Origin of the sequence: Sphingomonas mali NBRC 15500 (assembly GCF_001598415.1) — a bacterium.
GTDB lineage: Bacteria > Pseudomonadota > Alphaproteobacteria > Sphingomonadales > Sphingomonadaceae > Sphingomonas > Sphingomonas mali.
Window position 1 is genome coordinate 107,848 of the sequence record NZ_BCYX01000006.1, and the last position, 23,474, is coordinate 131,321.

23 protein-coding genes are annotated in these 23,474 nt (G+C 65.2%); 10 read left to right on the forward strand and 13 right to left on the reverse strand.

What is annotated here, in order from left to right:
* Window positions 1-6: 6 nt before the first annotated feature.
* From SMA01S_RS07290 to SMA01S_RS07300, 3 genes are read right to left on the reverse strand one after another with little or no spacing between them, the layout of a single operon-like run.
* Window positions 7-2,178, reverse strand: coding sequence for an RNA degradosome polyphosphate kinase (locus tag SMA01S_RS07290; RefSeq protein ID WP_066819846.1), 2,172 nt, complete (start codon window positions 2,176-2,178; stop codon window positions 7-9).
* The gene (locus SMA01S_RS07295) at window positions 2,175-2,810 is read right to left on the reverse strand and encodes an HdaA/DnaA family protein (protein ID WP_066819848.1); all 636 of its coding nucleotides are present in this window, start codon (window positions 2,808-2,810) and stop codon (window positions 2,175-2,177) included. Before SMA01S_RS07295 ends, SMA01S_RS07290 begins: the two co-directional genes overlap by 4 nt.
* Window positions 2,807-4,075, reverse strand: coding sequence for a hypothetical protein (locus SMA01S_RS07300; protein WP_066819850.1), 1,269 nt, complete (start codon window positions 4,073-4,075; stop codon window positions 2,807-2,809). Before SMA01S_RS07300 ends, SMA01S_RS07295 begins: the two co-directional genes overlap by 4 nt.
* Window positions 4,076-4,409: 334 nt before the next feature.
* On the opposite strand from SMA01S_RS07300, the gene purM reads away from it, so the two are divergent.
* The 4 genes from purM (at window position 4,410) to SMA01S_RS07320 (ending at window position 7,200) form a co-directional block, all read left to right on the forward strand.
* Complete coding sequence (gene purM, locus SMA01S_RS07305) at window positions 4,410-5,504, forward strand: phosphoribosylformylglycinamidine cyclo-ligase (protein WP_066819852.1); 1,095 nt, start codon at window positions 4,410-4,412, stop codon at window positions 5,502-5,504.
* Between the two features lie 129 nt (window positions 5,505-5,633).
* A complete protein-coding gene (gene purN, locus SMA01S_RS07310) occupies window positions 5,634-6,188 on the forward strand; it encodes a phosphoribosylglycinamide formyltransferase (RefSeq protein ID WP_066819854.1) in 555 nt (184 codons plus the stop codon).
* On the forward strand, window positions 6,185-6,562 hold the full coding sequence (locus SMA01S_RS07315) for an MmcQ/YjbR family DNA-binding protein (RefSeq protein ID WP_066819856.1): 378 nt from the start codon (window positions 6,185-6,187) through the stop codon (window positions 6,560-6,562). Before purN ends, SMA01S_RS07315 begins: the two co-directional genes overlap by 4 nt.
* Window positions 6,559-7,200: a hypothetical protein gene (locus tag SMA01S_RS07320; RefSeq protein WP_157093853.1), complete on the forward strand. Its 642-nt coding sequence runs from the start codon at window positions 6,559-6,561 to the stop codon at window positions 7,198-7,200. The genes SMA01S_RS07315 and SMA01S_RS07320 overlap by 4 nt, the downstream gene beginning before the upstream one ends.
* A 33-nt stretch (window positions 7,201-7,233) precedes the next feature.
* Here the strand turns inward: SMA01S_RS07320 and SMA01S_RS07325 are convergent, their stop codons facing one another.
* The 4 genes from SMA01S_RS07325 to SMA01S_RS07340 all read right to left on the reverse strand — a co-directional run bounded on the left by SMA01S_RS07325 (window position 7,234) and on the right by SMA01S_RS07340 (window position 10,283).
* A complete protein-coding gene (locus tag SMA01S_RS07325; RefSeq protein WP_245649191.1) occupies window positions 7,234-7,767 on the reverse strand; it encodes a GNAT family N-acetyltransferase in 534 nt (177 codons plus the stop codon).
* Window positions 7,757-8,179 (reverse strand): nucleoside-diphosphate kinase, encoded by a 423-nt coding sequence (ndk, locus tag SMA01S_RS07330; RefSeq protein WP_066819859.1) that lies wholly within the window; start codon window positions 8,177-8,179, stop codon window positions 7,757-7,759. The genes SMA01S_RS07325 and ndk overlap by 11 nt, the downstream gene beginning before the upstream one ends.
* 102 nt (window positions 8,180-8,281) lie before the next feature.
* On the reverse strand, window positions 8,282-8,722 hold the full coding sequence (locus SMA01S_RS07335) for a DNA polymerase III subunit chi (protein ID WP_066819861.1): 441 nt from the start codon (window positions 8,720-8,722) through the stop codon (window positions 8,282-8,284).
* Window positions 8,723-8,825: 103 nt separating this feature from the next.
* Window positions 8,826-10,283, reverse strand: a complete 1,458-nt coding sequence (locus SMA01S_RS07340) for a leucyl aminopeptidase (RefSeq protein ID WP_066819862.1) — start codon at window positions 10,281-10,283, stop codon at window positions 8,826-8,828.
* Between the two features lie 165 nt (window positions 10,284-10,448).
* Here SMA01S_RS07340 and SMA01S_RS07345 point away from each other — a divergent pair, with 165 nt between their 5' ends.
* The 4 genes from SMA01S_RS07345 (at window position 10,449) to rsmA (ending at window position 15,997) form a co-directional block, all read left to right on the forward strand.
* Window positions 10,449-12,731 carry an LPS-assembly protein LptD gene (locus SMA01S_RS07345; RefSeq protein WP_245649192.1) on the forward strand — a complete coding sequence of 761 codons (2,283 nt, stop codon included), beginning with the start codon at window positions 10,449-10,451 and terminating at the stop codon, window positions 12,729-12,731.
* Between the two features lie 76 nt (window positions 12,732-12,807).
* Window positions 12,808-14,160, forward strand: coding sequence for a peptidylprolyl isomerase (locus tag SMA01S_RS07350; RefSeq protein ID WP_066819864.1), 1,353 nt, complete (start codon window positions 12,808-12,810; stop codon window positions 14,158-14,160).
* A gap of 14 nt (window positions 14,161-14,174) precedes the next feature.
* Window positions 14,175-15,182, forward strand: a complete 1,008-nt coding sequence (pdxA, locus tag SMA01S_RS07355) for a 4-hydroxythreonine-4-phosphate dehydrogenase PdxA (protein ID WP_084250159.1) — start codon at window positions 14,175-14,177, stop codon at window positions 15,180-15,182.
* Window positions 15,179-15,997 carry a 16S rRNA (adenine(1518)-N(6)/adenine(1519)-N(6))-dimethyltransferase RsmA gene (rsmA, locus tag SMA01S_RS07360; RefSeq protein ID WP_245649193.1) on the forward strand — a complete coding sequence of 273 codons (819 nt, stop codon included), beginning with the start codon at window positions 15,179-15,181 and terminating at the stop codon, window positions 15,995-15,997. The genes pdxA and rsmA overlap by 4 nt, the downstream gene beginning before the upstream one ends.
* 175 nt (window positions 15,998-16,172) lie before the next feature.
* Here rsmA and SMA01S_RS07365 read toward each other — a convergent pair whose 3' ends face one another.
* Genes SMA01S_RS07365 through guaB form a run of 3 tightly spaced genes read right to left on the reverse strand, consistent with a single transcriptional unit; the run spans window position 16,173 to window position 19,353 of the window.
* Entirely contained in the window at window positions 16,173-16,682 is a 510-nt protein-coding gene (locus SMA01S_RS07365) for a tetratricopeptide repeat protein (RefSeq protein ID WP_066819962.1), read from the reverse strand.
* Between the two features lie 32 nt (window positions 16,683-16,714).
* The gene (locus SMA01S_RS07370) at window positions 16,715-17,899 is read right to left on the reverse strand and encodes an RsmB/NOP family class I SAM-dependent RNA methyltransferase (RefSeq protein ID WP_066819870.1); all 1,185 of its coding nucleotides are present in this window, start codon (window positions 17,897-17,899) and stop codon (window positions 16,715-16,717) included.
* The gene (guaB, locus tag SMA01S_RS07375) at window positions 17,896-19,353 is read right to left on the reverse strand and encodes an IMP dehydrogenase (protein WP_066819872.1); all 1,458 of its coding nucleotides are present in this window, start codon (window positions 19,351-19,353) and stop codon (window positions 17,896-17,898) included. Before guaB ends, SMA01S_RS07370 begins: the two co-directional genes overlap by 4 nt.
* Before the next feature lie 171 nt (window positions 19,354-19,524).
* On the opposite strand from guaB, the gene SMA01S_RS07380 reads away from it, so the two are divergent.
* Window positions 19,525-20,475: an SPFH domain-containing protein gene (locus SMA01S_RS07380; protein ID WP_066819874.1), complete on the forward strand. Its 951-nt coding sequence runs from the start codon at window positions 19,525-19,527 to the stop codon at window positions 20,473-20,475.
* A gap of 10 nt (window positions 20,476-20,485) precedes the next feature.
* Entirely contained in the window at window positions 20,486-20,935 is a 450-nt protein-coding gene (locus tag SMA01S_RS07385; RefSeq protein ID WP_066819876.1) for an NfeD family protein, read from the forward strand.
* Between the two features lie 26 nt (window positions 20,936-20,961).
* Here SMA01S_RS07385 and SMA01S_RS07390 read toward each other — a convergent pair whose 3' ends face one another.
* The 3 genes from SMA01S_RS07390 to SMA01S_RS07400 form a co-directional block, all read right to left on the reverse strand.
* A complete protein-coding gene (locus SMA01S_RS07390) occupies window positions 20,962-21,291 on the reverse strand; it encodes a hypothetical protein (protein ID WP_066819878.1) in 330 nt (109 codons plus the stop codon).
* A 71-nt stretch (window positions 21,292-21,362) separates the two neighbouring features.
* Complete coding sequence (locus tag SMA01S_RS07395; RefSeq protein WP_066819879.1) at window positions 21,363-21,803, reverse strand: hypothetical protein; 441 nt, start codon at window positions 21,801-21,803, stop codon at window positions 21,363-21,365.
* A gap of 43 nt (window positions 21,804-21,846) precedes the next feature.
* Entirely contained in the window at window positions 21,847-23,454 is a 1,608-nt protein-coding gene (locus SMA01S_RS07400; RefSeq protein WP_066819880.1) for a phosphoenolpyruvate carboxykinase, read from the reverse strand.
* Window positions 23,455-23,474 lie beyond the last annotated feature (20 nt).

Here is a 23,474-nt window from a genome sequence, read left to right on the forward strand (position 1 = left end):
GCGTCGCTAACGCCGTCGCGTCAGCGAGAGTTTCGGGACCGCCCCACCCTCGAGCGCGGCGCCCCGCCCCGACAGGGACGGGTTGGTCATGAAATAGCGATGCAGGTTGAACGGCCGCGGGCCTGGTTCGATTCGGTCATAGGTGCCATCGGCGTGCAGAACCCAGCTCTGCTCGGTGTCGATCAGGTTCGCGACCATCACCTGATCGAGGATCTGGTCGTGCACGGTGGGATTGAGGATCGGCAGCATATATTCGACCCGGCGGTCGAAATTGCGCGGCATCCAGTCGGCCGACGAGATGAAGATCTTGGCGCCGTCATTGGGCAGCGCCTTGCCGTTGCCGAAGCACCAGATCCGGCTGTGCTCGAGGAATCGCCCGATCACCGACTTGACCCGGATATTCTCCGACATGCCCGGCACGCCCGGCCTGAGGCAGCAGATGCCGCGGATGATCAGGTCGATTTCCACCCCGGCGTTCGACGCTTCGTATAATTTCTCGATGATCGCGGGGTCGACCACCGAGTTCATCTTGGCCCAGATCGCGCCGGGCCGGCCTTCATTGGCATGGGCGATCTCGGCATCGATCAGCGCGGTCAGGCGCGTGCGCATGTCGCGCGGCGAAATGCCGACCTGGCTCAGCACCGGTTCGACATAGCCGGTCACGTAGTTGAAGATCTGCGCAGCGTCCCGGCCGAGCTCCCGATCGGCGGTGAAGAAGCTGAGATCGGTATAGATGCGCGCGGTGACCGGGTGATAATTGCCCGTCCCGAAATGGCAGTAGGTGCGATATTCGCCGCCCTCGCGCCGGACCACCATCGAGACCTTGGCATGGGTCTTCCAGTCGAAGAAGCCATAGACGACCTGGACCCCGGCGCGCTCGAGCGCGGAAGCCCAGAGCAGATTCTGCTCTTCGTCGAATCGCGCCTTCAGCTCGACCACGGCCGTAACCGACTTGCCCGATTCGGCTGCCGCGATCAGCGCGTTGATCACCGCCGACTGCTTGCCGGCGCGATAGAGCGTCTGCTTGATCGCGACGACGTCGGGATCGGCCGCCGCTTGCTTGAGGAATTCGATCACCACCTCGAACGTCTCGTACGGGTGATGGACGACGATATCCTTGGCCTTGATCGCCGCGAAGCAATCGCCGCCGAATTCGCGGATGCGTTCGGGAAAGCGCGGGCTGAACGGCACGAACTTCAGATCGGGCCGGTTCTCATCGATGATCGCTTCGAGGTCGTGGACGCCCAGGAACGCCCCGCTTTCGGTGACGAACGCATCGCCGCCCGCCAGTTCCTCGCGCAGCACCACCCCCAGCGCTTCGGGCATGCCCGATTCGAGCTCGAGCCGGATCACCCGGCCGCGCCTCCGCCGCTTGATCGCATTGGCGAAGTAGCGGACCAGATCCTCCGCCTCTTCCTCGATCTCGATATCGCTGTCGCGCAGCACGCGGAATTCGGCGGCGCCGTTCACCGCGTAACCGGGGAAGATCAGTGTCGAGAAGCGCTTCACCAGCGATTCGACCGCGACGTAGCGCGCCGGCTCACCGGGCAGCCGGACGAACCGCGCCATCGCCGCGGGCAGCATGACCAGTTCGCGAATCATTTCGCCGTCCGACGCGCGCGTCAGGTCGAAGATCACCGCCAACCCCTTGTTCGGCATGAACGGAAACGGATGCGCAGGGTCGAGCGCCTGCGGCGTCAGGATCGGGAAAATCTGTTCGCGGAAATGGTTTTCGAGCCAGACTGCCTCTTCCGCCGTAACCGCCTCGTCGATCTGGCGCGAGCCGAGCACGTGGATGCCGGCCTCGGCCAGCTGGTGACGCAGATCACGCCAGACGTTGCGCTGATCCTCGACCAGCGTGTCGGCTCCGGCGACGATCGCGGCGAGTTGCTCGCGCGTGGTCAGCCCATCGGGCGAGCGGCGCTCGACCTCCTGCTTCTGCTGGCCCATCAGCCCGGCGACGCGGACCATGAAGAACTCGTCGAGGTTCGAGCCCGAGATCGACAGGAACCGGACGCGTTCGAGCAGCGGATGCGCAGTGTTGCACGCTTCTTCGAGCACCCGCCGGTTGAACGCGAGCCACGACAGCTCGCGGTTGAAATAGCGTTCGCCGCTCTCCCCGCTTTCGAACGGATCGTCGTCATTGGCGAGGCGCGCGATATGGGCAGGGCGAGTCATGTGTCCTCGTGCGTGGCTGCGGACGACCGCGAGATGATTCCCGCCTCGGCCAGTGTGGCCCTTGCGAGCGGGATCGACAAGCGCTTGCGACGTTCGAGCACTTCCTGATCGAGCACGTCGACGACACGCTCCACCGCAATGAAGCTCCGTTCGAGCCGTGCGATCAGCCACTGAATCAGGTCCGGCCGCGCATCGAGCCCGCGACGCAGGAACTGGCGTTCGAGCAGCGCCTGCATCAGCGCGTCGTCAGGCGGGCCGATCTCCGCAATCGGGCTGGCGGCAAGGCGCGAGCGCAGATCGGCGATGCCGACTTTCCACGTCGGTGGCGCCGCATTGGCGACGAACAATTGTGGACGGCGCGCGGCCTGGGCGTCATTCCAGGCGTGGAACAATTCCTTTTCGGGTCGGAGATCGGCGTCGTCGACGATCCTGCCGCCGCTACGGCTGGCGAATACGCGGGCGAGCAGGCTGCGCCCGGATTTGCGCGGACCGACCAGCAAGGCGGTCATCACCGGCCAGGTTCCCCAATGTTCGAGCTGATGGAAGGCGTGCGCATTGGACGGCGTGACCAGGAACTCGTCATCGCCCGGTCCGGGCGGCCAAGCCAGCGGCAGGCCGAATTGCTGGCTCATCCGGTGGGTCGGTCGTCCGACGGGACCGACGGCGGCGGCAAGGACGGCCGCCGGATCCTGAGCGTCGCGCCGCTGCGGCCGACCTGGAAGCCGCGTGCTTCAAGCGCGGAGGCCAAAGCCGCGGGATCGCCGCTGTAATTGAGCCGCATCACCGACACGCCGCCGATCGCCATGCTGGTGGTGTTGGCGCCGCTGACGCCCGGCACACCGCGGACCGCGCCCTCGATCGCCGAGACCGATGCGGCGCTCGGCGTATCGAACTGGACGGTAACGGCAGCGCCTCCAGCGATCGCCGTCGTCGCGTCGGCGGTCGTCGCCTCGCCCGTCGGCGTGTCGGTTGGCGTCGGGGTCGCCGTCGGGGTGGCCTGGGGCGGCGGGATATAGGCCAGGCTGGGGTCTACGCCGAGCGCGCCGTTGCGCAGGCCGTCCTGATAGATCGTGTCGATCCGCTTCACGCCGGCATCGAGCAGCGCCGGCACGCCGGCTTCGCTATCGACGCGCAGGGCGAATCGCGCCAGCAAGTCGTTGTCGGGACCATGCCGCGCCTCGAACACGCCGACGACCGGGCCGCCCGGCCATTGGCGATAGAGCGTGACCGAGGGCACCAGGACATCGGCGGCGGCATATTGGTCGAGCACGCTGCGCCACCAACCGCGATCGCGCCGGCCCGCCTGGCCTTCATTGGCCAACAGCGAATCGGCGCCCACGCCGGTTGGGCGGACATAATCGACCGAGCTGTCGCCGGCCCGGAACCGCTGCCAGGCGTCCGCCCAGGCTGTTTTCTGCTCGAAGGCGACCGCGCTGCCGCCGGACCATTGGACCGGGATCAGCAACATCGGCGCGGATCGCGAAATGTCGCCGACCGCACCCATCAATCCGCCCAGCCGCGCGCGGCTGAACAGCACGCCCAGTTTGGCGATGTAGCGATTTGGACCGATCTGCTCGTTCTGGATGACGATGCCGGTCACCATCGAATCGAGCACGCTATCCGCGGGCACACCGCCGCCGCCGCCGAATTTCGACGACAACATCTGATAGGCCTTGCGCTGGGCAAGTCTCCACCCGGCGATCCGTGCGGATTCGGCATCGGGGCCGTCAACATCGACCTCGACATTGTCGACCTGATAGCTGCCGGACGCGTCGATCGGCTCGTTCATATCGATCTTGTCGCCGCCACCGTCTTGTGCGGCGACCATCCCGGCGGCCCCGGCAAGAGCAAGGGCCGCGGCTAAGGCGGAGGCGTGGAAGAAACGGCTGCGGCGCATGTCGGCGCCCTTTTGGCGAAGCAGACGTGGAAATCCAAGCGTGTTGTCGTTTGGGCGTATATTCACCCCTGACAACGCCCGGGACGGAGCGGATTTTGGCGTAGGGCTAGAAGCGAGGAGGGAGCGATGCATTATGCATCGTAACCGACGAGCGACGCCGCGCTGCGTCAAAATCCGCCCGCCGCTTCGCGGTTGCGCTGGGAGGCGCGCCGGCGTCGTCGCTTGCTTGCGCGTAGCTATCAGCTACGCGACTGCACTGCGTTCCTAGCCAGCACGCCTCCCAGCGCAATCCAGGGCGTTGTCAGGGGTGAATATACGCCCTAGTCGCGTGCACATGAGCGAGAATGAGCCCTACACTTACGCCCAGGCAGGCGTGTCCATCGAGGCCGGAAACGCGCTGGTCCGTGCAATAGGGCCCTTGGCCAAGGCGACGCGCCGGCCGGGTGCCGATGCCGATCTCGGCGGATTTGGCGGGTTCTTCGACCTCCGGGCCGCCGGGTTCAAGGATCCGCTCCTCGTCGCTGCAAATGACGGGGTCGGCACCAAGCTGAAACTGGCGATCGACAGCGGACACCATGACGGCGTCGGCATCGATCTGGTCGCGATGTGCGCCAACGACTTGATCGTGCAGGGCGCCGAGCCGCTGTTCTTCCTCGATTATTATGCGACCGGAAAGCTCGACAACGCGATTGCCGAGCGCGTGGTGGCGGGCATTGCCGAAGGCTGCCGCATCGCCGGCTGCGCGCTGATCGGCGGTGAGACCGCTGAAATGCCCGGCATGTACGCCGAGGGCGATTACGACCTCGCCGGCTTCTGCGTCGGCGCGGTCGAGCGCGACCGCGTGCTGACCGGGAAGGATATTGCGTCCGGGGACGTGATCCTCGGGCTCGCTTCGTCGGGTGTGCATTCCAACGGCTATTCACTGGTCAGGCGACTGGCGGCCGACCGGGGCTGGAAGCTGGACCGCCCCGCTCTGTTCGATGCCAATACGCTGCTGATCGACGCTCTAATGGCGCCCACGCGAATCTATGTGAAGAGCCTGCTGCCGCTTATTGCCGAAGGCCGGATCAAGGGATTGGCGCATATCACCGGGGGCGGCCTGCTCGAAAATATCCCGCGCGTGCTGCCCGATGGCGTGCATGCCCGGATCGATGCCGATGGCTGGGAACAGCCGCGGCTGATGGCATTCCTGCAGGCGCAAGGCGCGATCGAACCAGAGGAAATGGCGCGCACCTTCAACTGCGGAGTCGGCATGGCGGTCGTGGTTGCTGCTGGCGAGGCCGAAGCCGTGGCGACCGACCTGACGGCGGCGGGCGAGACCGCGCTGACGATCGGAACGATCGAGGCCGGCCAGCGCGGTTGCACCGTGACCGGCTCGGCCGGCACCTGGAGCGCCCGCACCAATTGGACGGCGACACATAACGCCTGAACCTCTTCTCCCCTCCCGCTTGCGGGAGGGGTCGGGGGAGGGTCTGTTGGACTTTTTCGATCGGCTGAACGAGTTGCCTGTGATGGACACGCCCTCCCCTAACCCCTCCCGTAAACGGGAGGGGAATCAATGAAAAAAGTCGGCATTCTAATCTCCGGCCGAGGCTCGAACATGATGTCGATCGTCGAGCATGCGGGCGATGCTTATGAAGTCGTGGTGGTCGCATCGGACAAGCCCGAAGCGCCGGGCCTTATCTGGGCACGCGAACATGGCATCCCGACCTTCGCGCTGTCGCCCAAGGGTATCGGCAAGCTTGCCTATGAAGCGGCGATTTCCGCGGCGCTCCGCGAGGCGGGCGCCGAGATCGTCGCGCTCGCCGGCTATATGCGGCTGCTGTCGGACGAGTTCGTCGCCGAATGGCGCGGACGCATCATCAACATCCATCCATCGCTGCTGCCCAAATATAAGGGCCTCGACACGCATGCGCGCGCCATCGCGGCAGGCGACGAAGAAGCGGGATGCTCGGTGCATATCGTGACCGAGGAACTCGACGCCGGCGACGTGCTGGGACAAGCGCGCGTGCCGATCCTGCCCGATGACGATGCCGACACGCTGGCCGAACGCGTCCTGGCGGAAGAGCATCGCCTTTATCCGCAGGTTCTGGCAGATTTCGCCGCGCGATGAGTCCCGATCCCGACGTCGACCTGAAGCGGATCCGCGCGATCTGCATGACTTTCCCAGAAGCAGCCGAAAAGCTGTCGCACGGATCGCCGGCCTTTTTTATCGAGAAGGGCAAGGTCTACGCCTATTTCTGGCACAACCATCACGGCGACGGGCACACCGCCGTCCTGGTCAAGACCAGCGGGCGCGAGGAACAGGCGATGCTCGTCGAGATGGACCCCGATTTCTATCACGTACCGCCCTATCTCGGTCCGTCGGGCTGGGTCGGGATGGAATTGAACGGCGACGCAACCGATTGGCAACGCGTCGAGGACAGGATCGCGATGAGCTGGGAAATGGTCGCTCCGCGCCGGTTGCTGGAGGCCGGTGGACGATGAGTGAGTCCGACATGAGCGACCAGCCTTCCCCGCCCACGCCCGCGCCCTCCCAAGTCGAGACTCCGGCCGAACGCGCCGAAAAGGCCGCGATCCGGCGACGCTGGATTTCGCTGGCCGAATGGGTGGGCATCGCCGCCTTGCTGGTATCGGCGGGCGGCTTGTGGATGAGCTGGTCCGATCGCAAGGCCGATGAAGCCGAACGTGCGACCGAGAGCAACGAGAAGTCGCTCGTCGCCTTCACTGCGTCGCGCAGCGGCAACACCGTGCTGACGCTCAACGACCCTGATCACCGCATCCAGGAGATCGATGTCGCTTTCCCGCCAGCCTTGGGCGCCGATGCGCAGACCGGACTATCCAATCCGCAGATCGATGCACGATGGTTCGAACGCCCGTTGCTCAAGGTCACCGACAAGGGCGCGGACGATCGTCAGGGCCGCCTGCCCGTGTTGATCACCGCGACCTGGTGGGATGGCGATACCAAAAAGACGGACCGGGCGATCTATCAGGTACGATGGAAGACGTCCGGACGGCTGTTTGGCGGACGGAAGCTCGAACTCGAAGGCGCCAGCCTGGCGGAACGCGGCGGGAGCCCGGCACGGCTCGATTCCCTATGGGCGAGGGAAAAACCGGCGGAATAGTGACCGCCGACACCCCGATCCGGCATCACCAAATCATAGCTGCAGCGCGTAGATCATATCGTCGCACGACGTAGCGCCGACCTGATATTGCCGTTCACTGACTTTCTCGAAACCCTGCTTCTCGTAGAATGCGCGGGCGCGCTCGTTGCCCGCATAGACGCCGAGCAACACGCGCTGGCGGCCCAACGCACGAGCATCAAGCAACGCCTGCGCCATCAGCGCAGTGCCGAGCCCGGTGCCGTGCGTACGCGACAGCGTATAGATCCGGCGAAGCTCGATATCGTCGGGATGAATATTGATCGCAGGCAAATCAGGCGTGGTCAGCACCGAATAACCGATCGGAGCGCCGCCACTGGCGATCTCGGCGACGACGACGCGGCTATCCGCGGCCTCGGCCCAATCGCGAAACGCGTCCTGGTGATTGGCCTTCGCGCAATGTGCGACGATGTCGGGCCCCTCGAGGAGCCCGGCAAACGTCTCCAGGAAGCAGGCCGAGGCGACGAGCGACAGCGCCGCGGCGTCCGCCGCGGTCGCTCGCTTCAGTCGCCAGCCGGTGTCAGCCGACAATTTCTTCGGGGGTGAAGAAGAACGCGATCTCGATCGCGGCATTCTCGTCCGAATCCGATCCATGAACCGTGTTGGCCTCGATCGATTCGGCCAGTTCCTTGCGGATCGTGCCCGGCGCGGCGTTCTCAGGATTGGTCGCGCCCATGATGTCGCGGTTGCGCTGCACGGCGTTCTCGCCTTCGAGCACCTGAACGACCACCGGACCCGAGATCATGAAATCTACCAGATCGCCGAAGAACGGACGCTCCTTGTGGACCGCATAGAAGCCTTCGGCCTGCTCGCGGGTCATGTGGATGCGCTTCGATGCGACGACGCGGAGACCCGCTTCCTCCAGCATCTTCGTGACCGCACCGGTGATGTTGCGGCGGGTGGCATCGGGCTTGATGATCGAAAACGTGCGGTTGGCGGCCATGGCGGTCGCTCGCTCCTCTATTGCTGGGGCTGTGGAAAACTGGCGGCTCCCTAGGCGGGGAGCGCCCGGGATGCAACCCGCGCGTTCGAACTGGAGTCGAGCTCAGGCCGCTTTCGACCAGCGCCCATTGTCATCCTGTTTCCAGTAATTGCGCTCGACGCCATCCCGTGTGCCAAGCGATTTCCACGCCTCGCGCGCTTCCACGATGCGCTCGCCGTCGAAGAAGTGAAACGCACGGTCGAAATCGAGCGCTTCGTCGCGCCATCGCCCGTCGATCAGCGCGATGTTGCGCGCCGCATTGGCGGGAACGGGCGCCTCGCTGATCAATACCGGCTGACCGGCGTCGTTCTCGCTCCCCGCCTGGCCGTGCGGCAGGAAGCTGTCGGGCGCGAACGTCCACAGCAGGCGGTCGATCGCCGTCCGCTGCGCTGCGTCGTCACTGACCACGAGCAACCGCCCCCCGCTTGCTACTACGCGTTGCGCGATGCTGGGCAAGGCGCGGTCGAGCGGGGTGACGGTGAGGTGGTAGAAATCGACTTGCAAAGAAACGCTCCCCTCCCGCTCGCGGAAGGGGCTGGGGGAGGGCCTGTCACCCATTTCCCAACACGCCCTCCCCTAACCCCTCCCGCAAGCGGGAGGGGAAATATTACTTCTCGTAATTGTCGGCGACGAAGCGGTCGAGCAAGCGCACGCCATAGCCGGTCGCACCCTTATCGTAGGTATTCCCCGCTTTGTCGGCCCAGACCATGCCGGCAATGTCGAGATGCGCCCATTTGACGCCGTTCTCGACGAAGCGGCCGATGAACTGCGCGGCGGTGATCGATCCGGCGCCGCGCGGGCCGACATTCTTCATGTCCGCGATCGGCGAATCGATCAGCTTGTTGTACGCGTCGCTCATCGGGAAGCGCCACAACAGGTCGCCCGAGGCACGGCCAGCGGCAAGCAGTTGCTCGGCGAGCACATCGTCATTGGCAAAGACGCCGCCATGTTCGTTGCCCAGGCTGATGATCATCGCCCCGGTCAAGGTGGCGAGATCGACGATCGCCTTGGGATGATGCTTGCGCTGCACCCAGGTGACGCAATCGCACAGCACCAACCGTCCTTCGGCGTCGGTGTTGAGCACTTCGATCGTCTGTCCGGACATCGAGGTCAGGATGTCGCCGGGCCGGATCGCGTTGCCGTCGGGCATGTTCTCGACCAGCCCGCACACACCGATAACGTTGGCCTTGGCCTTGCGCGTCGCCAGCGCCTTCATCGCGCCGACGACCGCGCCCGCACCGCCCATGTCCCACTTCATGTCTTCCATGCCGGGTCCGGGCTTGAGCGAGATGCCGCCGGTGTCGAAGGTCACGCCCTTGCCGACCAGCGCGAGATCGGGATCGCCCGCGCCCTTGCCGCTCCATTTGAGTGCCAGCAGGCGCCCTTCCCTGGCCGACCCTTGCGCGACTCCCAGGAGCGCGCCCATGCCGAGCTCGGCCATTTGGTAGGGGCCAAGCACGGTGACCTCGAGGCCCAGCCCCTCGACGCTTGCCAGTACGCGCTCGACGAAGGTTTCCGGATAGACGACGTTGGGCGGCTCGGCGACCAAGCTGCGCGTCAAATCGAGGCCGCCGGTTACGGCGAAAGCATGGTCCCACGCCGCCTTGGCGCCATCGGGGGCGCCGACGATCGTCGCCTCGGCGAAGGTCGGCTTCTGCTTTTCGGGCAGCTTGGTGCGATAGGTATCGATCCGCCAGGCGCGTTGCGCGAGGGCGCCGGCGAACCGTCCGACCGCGGCCGGGCTCGGCGCGACCGCACCGAGATCGATCGCCGCGCTGATTGCATTGGTCAGCAACCGCGCGGTGACGGCGCCGCCCGCGCGCTCCCAATCCATCTCGTTGCCGTCGCCGATCCCGAGCAACAGGATACGGCTCACCGCGCCAGCACCACCGACAAACGCTTCGGCAATCGCTCCCGCTTCGCCTTCGAAGCGCGCAGCCGCGGCCGCGGCGGCCAGTATTTCTTGACCGGCACGACCGCCAATCGCTGTGTCGATCCCGTTCTTTTGCACGGGAATAACCAGTGCATCAGCGACAGGCAGCGTGGCAGCGAACTCGATCTTCATGGAATGCAACCTCAATCAAAAACACGAAATGCGTGCTGGACGCGCTTCTCTAGGCCGCTATTGCGCTCGCTGCAAAGGCGGGCGCCGGCGATTGCGGATCGGCGGCATGGATGCGATACCGGCGGCCCGGCGCGTCAGGGACCGTCGCCGGAAAAAGGGTGTTTGGTGATCGTCACGCGTTCCGCATGTCTGGCCGGCTCGGCGATTCTTCTCGCGCTTGCGGCCGCTAATCCGGCTTGCGCGCAGGATCTTCAGGACCGCCCGGTCGAGCTGCCACCGCCGCCCGAAACGCCGGCATCGACCGATCCCGATCAGGTGCAATTCTCGGCCACCACGCTGCAATACGATACCGACACGGAGATCGTGACGGCGACCGGCGATGTCCGCATGTACCGCACGGGCGACAAATTGCGCGCCGACAAGGTAGTTTGGGATCGCAAGACGGGCAAAGTGACGGCGATCGGCAACATCGCGGTCACCAACCCCCAGGGCGACACCGCCTATGGCGACAAGATCGACCTGACCGATTCGCTCAAGGACGGCGTCGTCGACAATATGCTCGTCGTGCTCGAGCAGGGCGGGCGGCTGGCCGCGGTCAAGGGCGAACGCAGCGAGAGTGGCGTCGTCACCTTGCGCCAGGCTGCCTATACGCCCTGCTCGGTGACCGATTCCGGTGGGTGTCCCAAGGAACCGTCGTGGAAAGTCACCGCGGTCAAGGTTGTGTATCGTCCCGATCGCGAGCGCATCTATTTCACCGGCGCGCGCTTCAATCTGTTCGGCTTCGCCACCGTCCCGCTACCCAAATTGTCGACTCCGGTCGGGAACGGTGCGCAAAGCGGCATTCTCAGCCCGGACATCCGCTACAGCCGCACCAACGGCTTCGAGGTCGGCGTCCCTTATTATTTCCGGCTGGCCGACAATAAGGGCCTGACCATCACACCGCGCCTGTTCACCAGCGTTGCGCCGATGATCCAGGCCGAATACGAGCAATTGTCGACCAAGGGCGCATTCAAGATCACCGGTTACGCCACGGTGTCGCCGCAGAGCGATCTGCTCGCGACATCGTCGGCCCCGATAACGACCCAGAGCGCTTTCCGCGGATATTTGGACGGCGTTGCGCGGTACCAGCTCGATCCCAACTGGTCTGTGTCGGGGTCGCTTCGTCTGACCACCGACCGAACCTTCCTGCGACGCTACGAAATCTCCAACGACGACCGGCTGCGCTCGACCTTCAGCGTCGAACGAATCGACGCCAATAGCTATTTCGCGATCAATGGCTGGGCGGTGCAGACCCTCCGGCTGTCAACCACGCAAAGTGGGCAGAACATCGTGACCGACCGGCAGGGGCTGCAGCCTATTGCCCTGCCCGAATTCGACTATCGCCGACGGATCGACGACGTCCTGGGCGGGCGCATCAACCTGCAGGTCAATACGCTGAGCATCGCGCGGACGGCCGGCCAGGATACCCAGCGTGCCTTTGTCAGCGCGCAATGGGATTTGCGCCGGATCACCCCGTGGGGCCAGGAAGTGACGCTGACCGCCTATCTGCGCGGCGACGCTTACAACGCCAGCAATACGGTCGCGACCTCGGTGATCAGTTATCGTGGCGCAAGCGGCTTCCACACGCGCGGGATCGCGGCGCTGGCGCTCGACGTGAAATGGCCGCTGGTTGGCGAATTCATGGGCGGCACGCAGCGGGTGACGCCGCGTTTTCAGGTCGTCGCCTCGCCGCCCACCGCCAACCTGCTCGTTCCCAACGAAGATGCCCGTGCGGTCGACCTAGAGGATTCCAACCTCTTCGCGCTCAATCGTTTCCCCGGCTACGACCGCTGGGAGGATTCGACGCGTTTCACCTATGGTGTCGACTATTCGCTCGACCTGCCGGGGATCGCGATCAGCGCAACGATCGGCCAGAGCTATCGCCTGTCGAGCCAGCCGACCATCTTTCCGGATGGCACCGGCCTCACCGATCGCTGGTCGGATATCGTCGGACGCACCGAAGTTCGTATTCGCGACTTCGTGTCGATCGTCCACCGCTACCGACTGGACAAGGACAATTTCGCGATCCGCCGCAACGAGGTCGACGCCACGGTGGGCAATAAGCGCACCTATTTGCTGCTCGGGTACCTCCGCCTCAACCGCAACATCAGCCCGACGCTCGAGGATTTGCGCGATAGCGAGGAGCTTCGTGTCGGCGGGCGCGTGGGGTTCGCGCGGTTCTGGTCGATTTTCGGATCGGCGACGATCGACCTGACCGACAAGAACGAGGACCCGCAGCTACTGAACGCCGACGGCTTCGACCCGATCCGTCATCGGCTAGGGGTGCAATATGAGGACGATTGCCTCCGCCTCGGCCTCACCTGGCGTCGCGACTATCAAAATACCGGCGACGCCAAGGCTGGCAACAGCTTCCTGTTGACGCTGGCGTTCAAGAATTTGGGTCGCTAAGCATGGGTTCATGCGAAATCGAGCAGGCGTAAACGGTTTATCGGGTACGCCCGCTTGTTCATGGGGTTTCTTTTAGGTGAAAATTTTCTCGACTTCGGCGCGCATCGCGCTTGCGCTTGGTGCCGGCGCGATGATCGCGGCGAGCGGCGTGGCGATCGCCCAGACCGTTCCCGATAACGGCGTGCCGCAGACCGGCCTGGATATTCCGGAGAACCTCCAGATCTTCGGCAAGCTGGATCCCAACGTTCGCAAGCCGACCGCGATCGTCAACGGCGTGGTGATCACCGGCACCGATGTCGACCAGCGGATGGCGTTGATCATCGCCGCCAATCAGTATCAGCTCAACGACCAGGAGCGCGACCAGCTACGCCTGATGGTCCTGCGCGGCCTGATCGACGAAGTGCTGCAGATCCAGGAAGCGAAGACCAACGACATCACGGTCACCCCCGCGGAGATCGATCAGGCGCTTGGGCGTGTCGCCAAGAACTTCAATCAGCCGCCGGAGAAATTTGGGGCTTATCTGCGCTCGATCGGCTCTTCGGATCGTTCGGTGCGCAAACAGATCGAAGGTGAGCTCGCCTGGCAGCGCTACCTTCGTCGCACGGTCGAACCGCGGGTGAACGTCAGCGACGAGGAAGTGCAGTCGATCCTCGACCGCATGAGCAAGGACAAGGGTACGGAGGAATATCACCTCTACGAAATCTACAAGAGCGCCGGGACTAACCCGCAAGCCGTCGTCGCCTCGATGCAGGCGATGATGCAGGATATGAAGGACGGAAAGCAGACGTTCCGGTACTTCGCCCAGACGCAGTCCGAAGCGACGACCGGTCCGAGCGGCGGCGACGACGGCTGGGTCCGCGCCTCGATGTTGCCAAGCGAAATCGCGACCGCGGTGGGGCAGATGCAGCCTGGACAGCTGGCCGGGCCGATCGAACTCCCGGGCGGATATGACATCCTGTTTCTCGCCGAAAAGCGCCAGGTACTCGGGCTCGACCCGCTCGCGGCCAAGCTGAGCCTGAAACAGATCAAGATCTCTTTCCCTGCCGGGACGACGCAAGAGCAGGCGCAAAGCCGCGCCGCCGACTTCGCCAAGGCGACCCAGGCGATCAACGGCTGCGGCGCCGCGAACCAGGCAGCGTCGGCAATGGGCGCCGAAATCGTCGACAACGATTCATTGACGGTCCGCGATCTGCCGCAGGCATTGCAGCAGATGGTCCTGAGCATGCAGATCGGACAAGCGACGCCTCCGTTCGGGTCGCCGTCCGAGGGCGTCAGCGTTCTGGTGCTGTGTGGCCGCGACGACGCCAAGGCTCCCAACCTGCCCAACGCAGCCGATCTGCAGTATCAGATGGAACAGGAACGCGTGAACAAGCGCGCGCAGAAGATCCTGCGCGACCTGAGGCGCGACGCCATCGTCGAGTATCGTTGACGGAAGGTTTGCGCATGACGGCCCTTCCCCCGCTGGCAGTCGCGATGGGCGACCCTGCCGGGGTCGGTCCGGAGATCATCGCCAAGGCCTGGGCCCGCCGGCGCGAAGAACGGCTGTTGCCGTTTTTCGCGGTCGGTGACGTTCGCGCGATCGCTCGCGTCTGGGACGGCCCGGTCGCGCACATCGATTCGCCGAGCGGCGCATTTGCCGCATTCGACGATGCCTTGCCCGTGCTGACGATGGAAAACGGCGGAGAGATCGTTCCCGGCCGCCCGGACCTGGAGGGAGCGCGCTGCGCCCTGCATTCGCTCGAACTCGCGACCGGGCTGACCCGATCTGGCGCCGCTGGCGCGCTGATCACAGGACCGGTATCGAAGGCGCAGCTCTATCAGATCGGTTTCACCCATCCTGGTCAGACCGAGTTCGTCGCTGAGCGTGTCGGCGTCGCCGCCAGCGCGACCGTGATGATGCTCGCTGGCCCGACCTTGCGCGTGGTTCCGGCAACGACACATGTCGCCCTCAGCCAGGTGCCGGGACTGATCACTACCGGTCTGCTCGTGGCGAAGGCGCTGGTCACTGCTCGCGCGCTGGTGCGCGACTTCGGCATCGCGAGCCCGAGACTGGCCTTTGCCGGGCTCAATCCGCACGCCGGTGAACAAGGCGCGATCGGGCGAGAGGAGATCGACGTGATCATCCCCGCGGTCGAGGCGCTGGTGGCGCAGGGAATCGATGCGACCGGGCCGATGGCCGCCGACACGATGTTCCACGCGCGTGCCCGGGCGACCTATGATGCCGCGATCTGCTGCTATCACGACCAGGCGCTGGTGCCGCTGAAGACGCTGCATTTCGACGAAGGCGTCAATATCACGCTGGGGTTGCCGATCGTGCGGACTTCGCCCGATCACGGCACGGCCTTCGGCATTGCCGGCCAGGACCGCGCCGAGCCGGGCGCGATGATCGCCGCCCTCCGCCTCGCCGCCGAAGCCGCCCAGCGCCGCGCCGACGCGCTCGTCGCAGCGTGACTCCCGACCTGCCGCCGCTGCGCGAGGTCATCGCGCGCCATGGCCTGTCGGCGTCCAAGGCGCTCGGCCAGAACTTCCTGTTCGACGGTCAGTTGCTTGCGCGGATAGCCGCGATCCCCGGCGATCTTGCCGGGGCGGAAGTGCTCGAAGTCGGCCCCGGGCCCGGCGGCCTGACCCGCGCGCTGCTCGCGGCCGGCGCCCGCGTCACGGCGATCGAACGCGACCGCCGCTGCCTGCCCGCGCTCGCCGAACTCGAAGAGGCCTATCCAGGCAAGCTCAGGGTGATCGAGGGCGATGCGCTCGAGATCGATGCTCCGGCCTTGTTCGAGGGCCGGCCCCATATCGTCTCCAACCTGCCTTACAATGTCGGTACCGCTTTGCTCGTCCGCTGGCTGTCGGCCGATTGGCAACCTTGGTGGCAAAGCCTTACCCTGATGTTCCAACGCGAGGTGGCCGAGCGCATCGTCGCGATTACCGACAGCGACGCTTATGGCCGTCTCGCGGTGCTCGCGCAGTGGCGGTCGTCGGCGCGGATCGCGATGAACGTCCATCGCTCGGCATTCACGCCGCCGCCCAAGGTGATGTCGGCAGTGGTCCATATCGTGCCCGGCGAGCAGCCCGATGGCGTTGCCTTCGCCAAGCTCGAACGCCTGACCGCGGCGGCATTCGGCCAGCGCCGCAAGATGTTGCGTCAAAGCCTGAAAGCTGTTCCCGGCGCGTTGGAGGCGCTCGAGAAAGTCGGCATCGACCCGGCGCGCCGGGCGGAGACCGTATCAGTCGCGGAATTCGTCGCGCTCGCGCGGTGCCTGTCCTGAGCGACGCCGCAGGCACGAAACCCTCTCCCGCTTGCGGGAGAGGGAGGGGCCCGCCGCCAAAGGCGGTGGGAGGGTGAGGGTCTTCTTATTTCCTTTGGGCGTCGGGCGCTTGGAAGAAGAAAGACGACCCTCACCCAACCCTCTCCCGTAAACGGGAGAGGGCTTTACGCTCGTCCTATTTCGAAGCGTCGGCGGTTTCGGGAACCTTGGTCGCGGGTGCCGCGCTTGGCGGCGGGCCCTTGGCGATGACCGAGGCCAATGTCGTCGCATCGGGGCATGGCTTCTTGGCGCACAAGGTCTTGATCCGCGCCAGATTCTCGCGTGCGGCTTCCATCGCGCCCTTGGCGACCAAGGCCTCGCCCTGACCACGTAACGCGGTCACGTCATTGGGTTCGATCGTCAGCGCCTCGCGATACAGGCGGATCGCCTTGCCGGGCAGCCCCTGGCGTGTCGCGACCGTCGCGAGTTCCAGGAACGCGGCACGGTTGCGCGGGTCGACCGCCAGCGCAGTCTCGATCAGGTCGGTGGCGCCATCGAGATTTCCCGACGCGGCCGCCGCGCGACCTTGCATCAGCAATGCCATCGACCGCGGGTCGATTTGCGCATCGGCCCGCTGGCCTTGCAAGGAAGTCGAAACGCTCAGTCCCGCCAAAGCGATTGCGAGCGCTACGGGCGAAAAACGCATGATCGTCTCCACACGGGGCACAATGCCACCGGCTAGCATGGCCGGATCAGCCGCGCGACAAAAAAGCCGTCAGTCGCATCGTGCGCCGGGGTCAGACGTTTGCCGTGGCCGCGCGGGCGCCCTTGCTCGATCGGCGCTTCGGCGGTCCAACCGGGATGATCTGCGAGGAAGCGGTCGACCTGCCCTGCTCCTTCCGCATCGAGTAGCGAACAAACGATATAGACGAGCACGCCGCCGGGGCGGACCAGGGTAGCGCCAAGATCGAGCAGGCGTGATTGCGTCGCCGCTAGGCGGGCGATCCGTGGCGGGCTCAGCCGCCAGCGCGCCTCCGGGTTGCGTCGCCAGGTGCCAGTGCCCGAACAGGGCGCGTCGATCAGCACGACATCGGCACGATCGGCCCAATCCTCCAGCGCCGCGGCTTCGCGATCGCCGTCGAGCAACCGCGTCTCGATGATCGTCGCGCCCGCACGCTCGGCCCTTGGCGCGAGGCGCGACAGCCGCGCGCGATCGACATCGCTCGCCAGCACGATCCCGCGATTGTCCATTGCCGCGGCCAGCGCCAGCGCCTTGCCGCCGGCCCCAGCGCACAGGTCGATCACCTGCATGCCAGGTTCCACTCGCGCCGCCGCGGTGACCATTTGGCTACCGACATCCTGGATTTCGATCAGCCCATCCTGCCAGGCCGGCGTCTGATCGACCATGGTTCCGGTCGGCAACCGTAATGCGTCGCGCGCGCCGTCGATCAAGAGCGCCTCGGCGAACTGGTCGGCGAGTTCGGCGGGCGTGGTCCGCAAGCGGTTGACCCTGAGATCGAGCGGCGCGCGATCGATCAGGCTGGCGATATCGGCCGGAACCAGTCCCGAGTCCGCCAAGCGACGACCCAGCCAACCAGGCACACGCGCTTCGACGGCACGCGGTTCGTCGGGATCGATGTCCGGCGGAGCATGCGCCGAGCCGTCGAACATCGCCGCGACTCCCGGGTCGATCTCGGCGAGCGCGATCATCGCAGCACGCCCGGATGCGGGCGGCTCGCCAAAGCGGCGAATGGCTTCGTAAACCAGCTCGCGCACCGCACGGCGGTCTTTCGATCCGGCATAGCGCCGCGTGGCGAAATAGCGGGCGATCAGCGTGTCCGCGGCAGCGCCGCCTTCGCGTGCGGCGGCGATGACGGCGTCGAGCAGTTCGATCGCCGCCGCCAGGCGTGCACCCGGCGTCATCGCGTCGGGTAGTTCGGCGCCTCGCGCGTGATCGTCACGTCGTGGACGTGACTCTCCTGTAGCCCCGCGCCGGTGATCTGAACGAATTGGGCGCGCTTCTGCAGATCGGCGATCGTGCGCGACCCGGTGTATCCCATCGCGGCGCGAATGCCGCCGACCAGCTGGTGGATGACGTCGCGCGCCGGCCCCTTGAACGCTACCTGGCCCTCAATGCCTTCTGGTACCAGCTTCATCTGGTCCTTGATGTCGCCCTGGAAATAGCGGTCGGCCGAGCCGCGCCCCATCGCGCCGACCGATCCCATGCCGCGATACGATTTGTACGCGCGGCCCTGATAGAGGAAGGTGTCGCCCGGCGCCTCTTCGGTGCCGGCGAGCAGCGATCCGATCATGCAGGCCGACGCGCCCGCCGCCAGCGCCTTGGCCATGTCGCCCGAAGTACGGATGCCGCCATCGGCGATCACCGGAACGCCGGCCTTGGCGGCTTCCTCGGCGCAATCCATCACCGCGGTCAGCTGCGGCACGCCGACGCCGGCGACGACGCGCGTGGTGCAGATCGATCCCGGCCCGATCCCGACCTTGATACCGTCGGCGCCAGCGTCGATCAGCGCGCGGGTCGCTTCGGCAGTCGCGACATTGCCCGCGATGACCTGGACCGAGTTGGACAGTTTCTTCACACGCTCGACCGCGCGGGCGACATCCTTGTTATGGCCGTGCGCGGTATCGATCACCACCAGGTCGAGCTCGGCATCGACCAAAGCGGCGGTCCGCTCGAACCCCTTGTCGCCGACCGTGGTCGCGGCGGCGACGCGCAGACGGCCTGCTTCGTCCTTGGTCGCGTCGGGATAAGTGACTGCTTTCTCGATATCTTTGACGGTGATCAGTCCGACGCATTTATAGTCGTCATCGACCACTAGCAGCTTTTCGATCCGGCGCTGGTGGAGCAGGTGTCGAGCCTCTTCGTGCCGGACGCCGATCGACGCCGTCGCCAGATTGTCCTTCGTCATCAGTTCGGAAACGGGCTGCTTTGGATTGCCGGCGAAGCGCACGTCACGATTGGTCAGGATGCCCACCAGCTTGCCGTCGGCCTCGGTGACCGGGATACCGCTGATACGGTGATGCGCCATCAGTGCCTGCGCCTCGGCGAGCGTGGCGGTCGGGGCGATCGTGATCGGGTTGACCACCATGCCACTCTCGTAGCGCTTGACCGCGCGCACCGCGGCGACCTGTTCCTCGACCGAAAGGTTGCGGTGGAGCACGCCGATGCCGCCCAATTGCGCCATGACGATCGCCATGTCCGCCTCGGTCACCGTGTCCATCGCCGAGGACAGGATCGGGATCGACAAGGCGATGCCGCGGGTCAGCCGCGTAGCCGTATCGGCCTGGCTCGGAAGCACGTCGGACTCGGCCGGTACGAGCAATACGTCGTCAAAGGTCAGGCCGAGCCGGATATTCATGGGGAGCGCCAATCTCTCGAATCGCAGGTTGGCGGTCCATGTAAACGCGGGCCGCCCGATTAGCTAGGGGCCGGGCGCGCGCGTCGCATTTCGCTATATTGGCGCCCGTGATCTGCTACTATCGCAACGAAATCGGCGGTCCGGCCGAACGGGTTTTTGGGGGAAGTCGTGATGGGTGCAATCATCGGATTGCTGGTCGCTGTCGTCGTGCTGATTTATATCCTCAGCGCGATCAAGGTCGTGCGGCAGGGGTATCAATATACCGTCGAGCGCTTCGGCAAGTTCACCTATGTCGCGCAGCCCGGCCTGACCTTTATCACGCCGATGTTCGACCGCATCGGCCGCCGCGTGAACATGATGGAACAGGTGCTCGATATTCCGGGCCAGGAAATCATCACCAAGGACAACGCGATGGTCGCGGTCGACGGGGTGGTGTTCTTCCAGGTGCTCGACGCGGCGAAGGCGGCCTATGAGGTCAGCGATCTCTATGTCGCGATCATGCAGTTGGCGACGACCAATCTGCGCACCGTGATGGGCTCGATGGACCTCGACGAATTGCTGTCCAAGCGCGATGAGATCAACGCACGGCTGCTGTCAGTGGTCGACCACGCGACGGAAGCGTGGGGCGTGAAGATCACCCGCGTCGAGCTGAAGGACATCCGTCCGCCCGCCGACATCGTCAATGCGATGACTCGCCAGATGAAGGCCGAGCGCGAGAAGCGCGCCACGATCCTCGAATCCGAAGCCGCGCGGCAGAACGAAATCAACCGCGCCGAGGGTCAGAAGCAGGCGCAGATCCTGGAAGCAGAGGGTCGCAAGGAAGCGGCGTTCCGCGACGCCGAAGCGCGCGAACGTTCCGCGCAGGCCGAAGCCACCGCGACCAAGATGGTGTCCGATGCGATCGAGGGTGGCAGCACCCAGGCGATCAACTATTTCATCGCGCAGAAATATGTCGAGGCGATCGGGCTGTTCGCGACCTCACCCAATGCCAAGACGATCCTGTTCCCGGTCGAGGCAACGCAATTGATGGGCACCCTGGGCGGGATCGGCGAACTGGCGCGCGATGCCCTCGGCGGCGACGGTGGCTCCCCGGCCAATGTTTCGGTGCCGCGGACACGATAGGACGATCATCATGACGCTGTTCGGAATCGATTGGAGCCTGGGCGCCTTGTGGCTCGTCGCCGCACTGGCGCTGGCGATCGCGGAACTGATCGCGCCGGGGTTCTTCATGATCTTCATCGCCGCCGGCGCGGCGCTGACCGGCTTCGTCGTGCTGGCGATCCCGGGGCTGAGCTGGATCGCTCAGGCCCTGTTGTTCGCGGCGTTCAGCGCGGCCGCCGTGGCGATCGGCCTGCGATGGTATCATCGCGACCGTTTGGCGGAGCCGTCGCACGGGTTGAACGACCGCACAGCCAAACTGATCGGCAAGACGGTCGAGGTATGCGAGGCGATCGTCGCCGGCGAAGGTCGGGTCAAAGTGGGTGACGGCACCTGGAACGCCACGGGACCCGATGCGCCCGCCGGGGCGCTCGTGCGGATCACGGGCGCCACCGGGAGCGTCTTGTCGGTCGAGCTCGCCTGAACTCGTAAATCGTCAGACCCGAAATCTCAGGCCTTGTTGCCGCCGCCGAACAGGCTCGAGGCAAAACCGCCGAGCTGGCCCAGGATGCCCGAATTCTCGGCGCCGTTGATCAGCGTCGCGAACTGACCGAGCGAGCCTTCGCCGCCAATATGGCCGACGATCTGGCTCAGCACGTCCGAGCCCAGGCCGGTCGATGCGGCCGCTCCTTCAACCGTGTCGCCGGGATCGGTATGCGACTTGGCCAGCGCCATGATTGCGCTCTCGGCCTGCTCGGGCGTGATCCCGACCTTGGCGGCGAGGTTCTGGACGTCGGCGTTCGAACTTACCTGCGAGAGAATGCCATCGAGCAACGACATGGGAGTTCCTTTCACTGGGACCGGAGGCGAAACGACTCCAGCTTTCCGTCAGATACGCGCTTGCGGCGCGGTCAGGAAGCCAGATCGGGCGGCAGATAGCCAAGCCGGGCTTGCACCGAGAACAAGCGGTCGCGCGAATAGAGCGTGAGCGCCCAATCACGCCGTCCTTCGGGTGCGGTAAGGAGCGCATTGACCTTTTCCACCAAGGGCAGGTCGTCGCGAATTGCCGCGAGGAAGCCGCGTATCGCCGCGACGTAAGTCAGCGTGATCGTGTGGTGATAACCCTGCGTGGCGTCATTCACGCCGCCGACCGCCTCGTTATAGCCGGAAATGATCGCGGGCAGATCGCGCTCGACATTGATATCGGGCCGCTCGGTCAGCAGCCACAGGCACGCGGCGAGATGCGCTTCGTGCGTCCACTCCGCCTTGGGCAGGCTGCGCGCGAGCAGCCCCTCCCCTACATGGCGGACAGCGGCGTCGTCGAAAAAGTATCGGATTTCATGCTCGGTCATTGGTCGGGCTTCCATTGGGAGGCCCGACTGATGACGGGCCGGATCAGGCGGTGGCGGGGGTCCGGGGCGCGCATTGTCGCACCCCTTCGTCCACATGGTCCGCGAATTGGGCAAAATTCTCGACGAACAGGTCGACCAGCTTCGCTGCCATCGCGTCGTATTCCGCCTTGTTCGCCCAGGTCTCGCGCGGGTCGAGGATGGCGCTGTCGACGCCCGGCACCGCGACCGGCACCTGGAACCCGAAATTGGGATCGGTGCGGAATTCGGCGTCGTTCAGGCTGCCGTCGAGCGCCGCATTGAGCAAGGCACGCGTGGCCTTGATCGGCATACGCTTGCCGACGCCGTATTTGCCCCCGGTCCAACCGGTATTGACCAGCCAGCAATCGACTCCGCCCCTGGCGATCCGCTCCTTGAGCAGATTGCCGTAGACCGACGGGTGGCGCGGCATGAACGGCGCCCCGAAGCAGGTTGAGAACGTCGCCTCGGGCTCGGTCACGCCGATCTCGGTGCCGGCGACCTTGGCGGTATAGCCCGACAGGAAGTGATACATCGCCTGGTCGGGCGTGAGCTTGGCGATCGGCGGCAGCACGCCGAACGCATCGGCGGTCAGCATCACGATGTTGCGCGGCACCGGGCCCATGTTGGCGGCGGATGCATTGGGAATGAAGTCGATCGGATAGGCGCCGCGCGAATTCTCGGCGAGGCTGTTGTCGTCGAGGTCGAGGATCCGCGTTTCCGGATCCATCACGACATTCTCCAGCACGGTGCCGAAGCGCTTGGTGGTCGCGTAGATCTCCGGCTCGGCCTCGGCCGACAGGCGAATCATCTTGGCGTAGCAACCGCCCTCGAAGTTGAAGACCGCGTCGTCCGACCAGCCATGCTCGTCGTCACCGATCAGCGTGCGGCTGGCATCCGCCGACAAGGTTGTCTTGCCGGTGCCCGACAGGCCGAAGAATACCGCCGAGCCGCCTTCTGGCCCGATATTGGCCGAGCAATGCATCGGCATGATGCCCTTGACCGGCAGCAAATAGTTGAGCAGCCCGAACACCGACTTCTTCATCTCGCCGGCATATTCGGTGCCGCCGATCAGGATCAGCTTCTCGCTGAAATTGACCGCGATCACGGTCTCCGTACGGCAGCCATGGCGTTCGGGATCGGCGCGGAAGCTCGGCAGGTCGATGATCGTATAGTCGGCGGCGAAGTGTGCGAGGTCGTGCGCCGATGGGCGGACCAGCATCGTGCGGATGAACAGGCTGTGCCAGGCATATTGCGTGACGACACGCACGCCGACGCGGTTCGACGGCTGTGAGCCGCCGAACAGATCCTGGACGAACAGCGTATCCCGCTTCGCCAAATCGGCGAGAAAGTCGGCCTTGAGCGCGGCGAACGCGTCGGGACTCATCGGCTTGTTGGTCTTGCCCCACCAGACGGTCGAGTCGGTTTCCGCGTCGCGGACGATGAACTTGTCCTGCGCCGAGCGTCCGGTATGGCGGCCGGTGGCGACTACCAGCGGCCCATCGGCAGCGAGATGTCCTTCGCCACGCGCAATGGCATGTTCGACCAGAGCGGCCGTTTCAAGATTCCAGTAAAGCTTGGCGGCAGTGGCGATGCCCTGCGCGTCCAGCCCCTGCGCGGGGACTCGATTGATCATTCTTCCTCCGAATATCGACG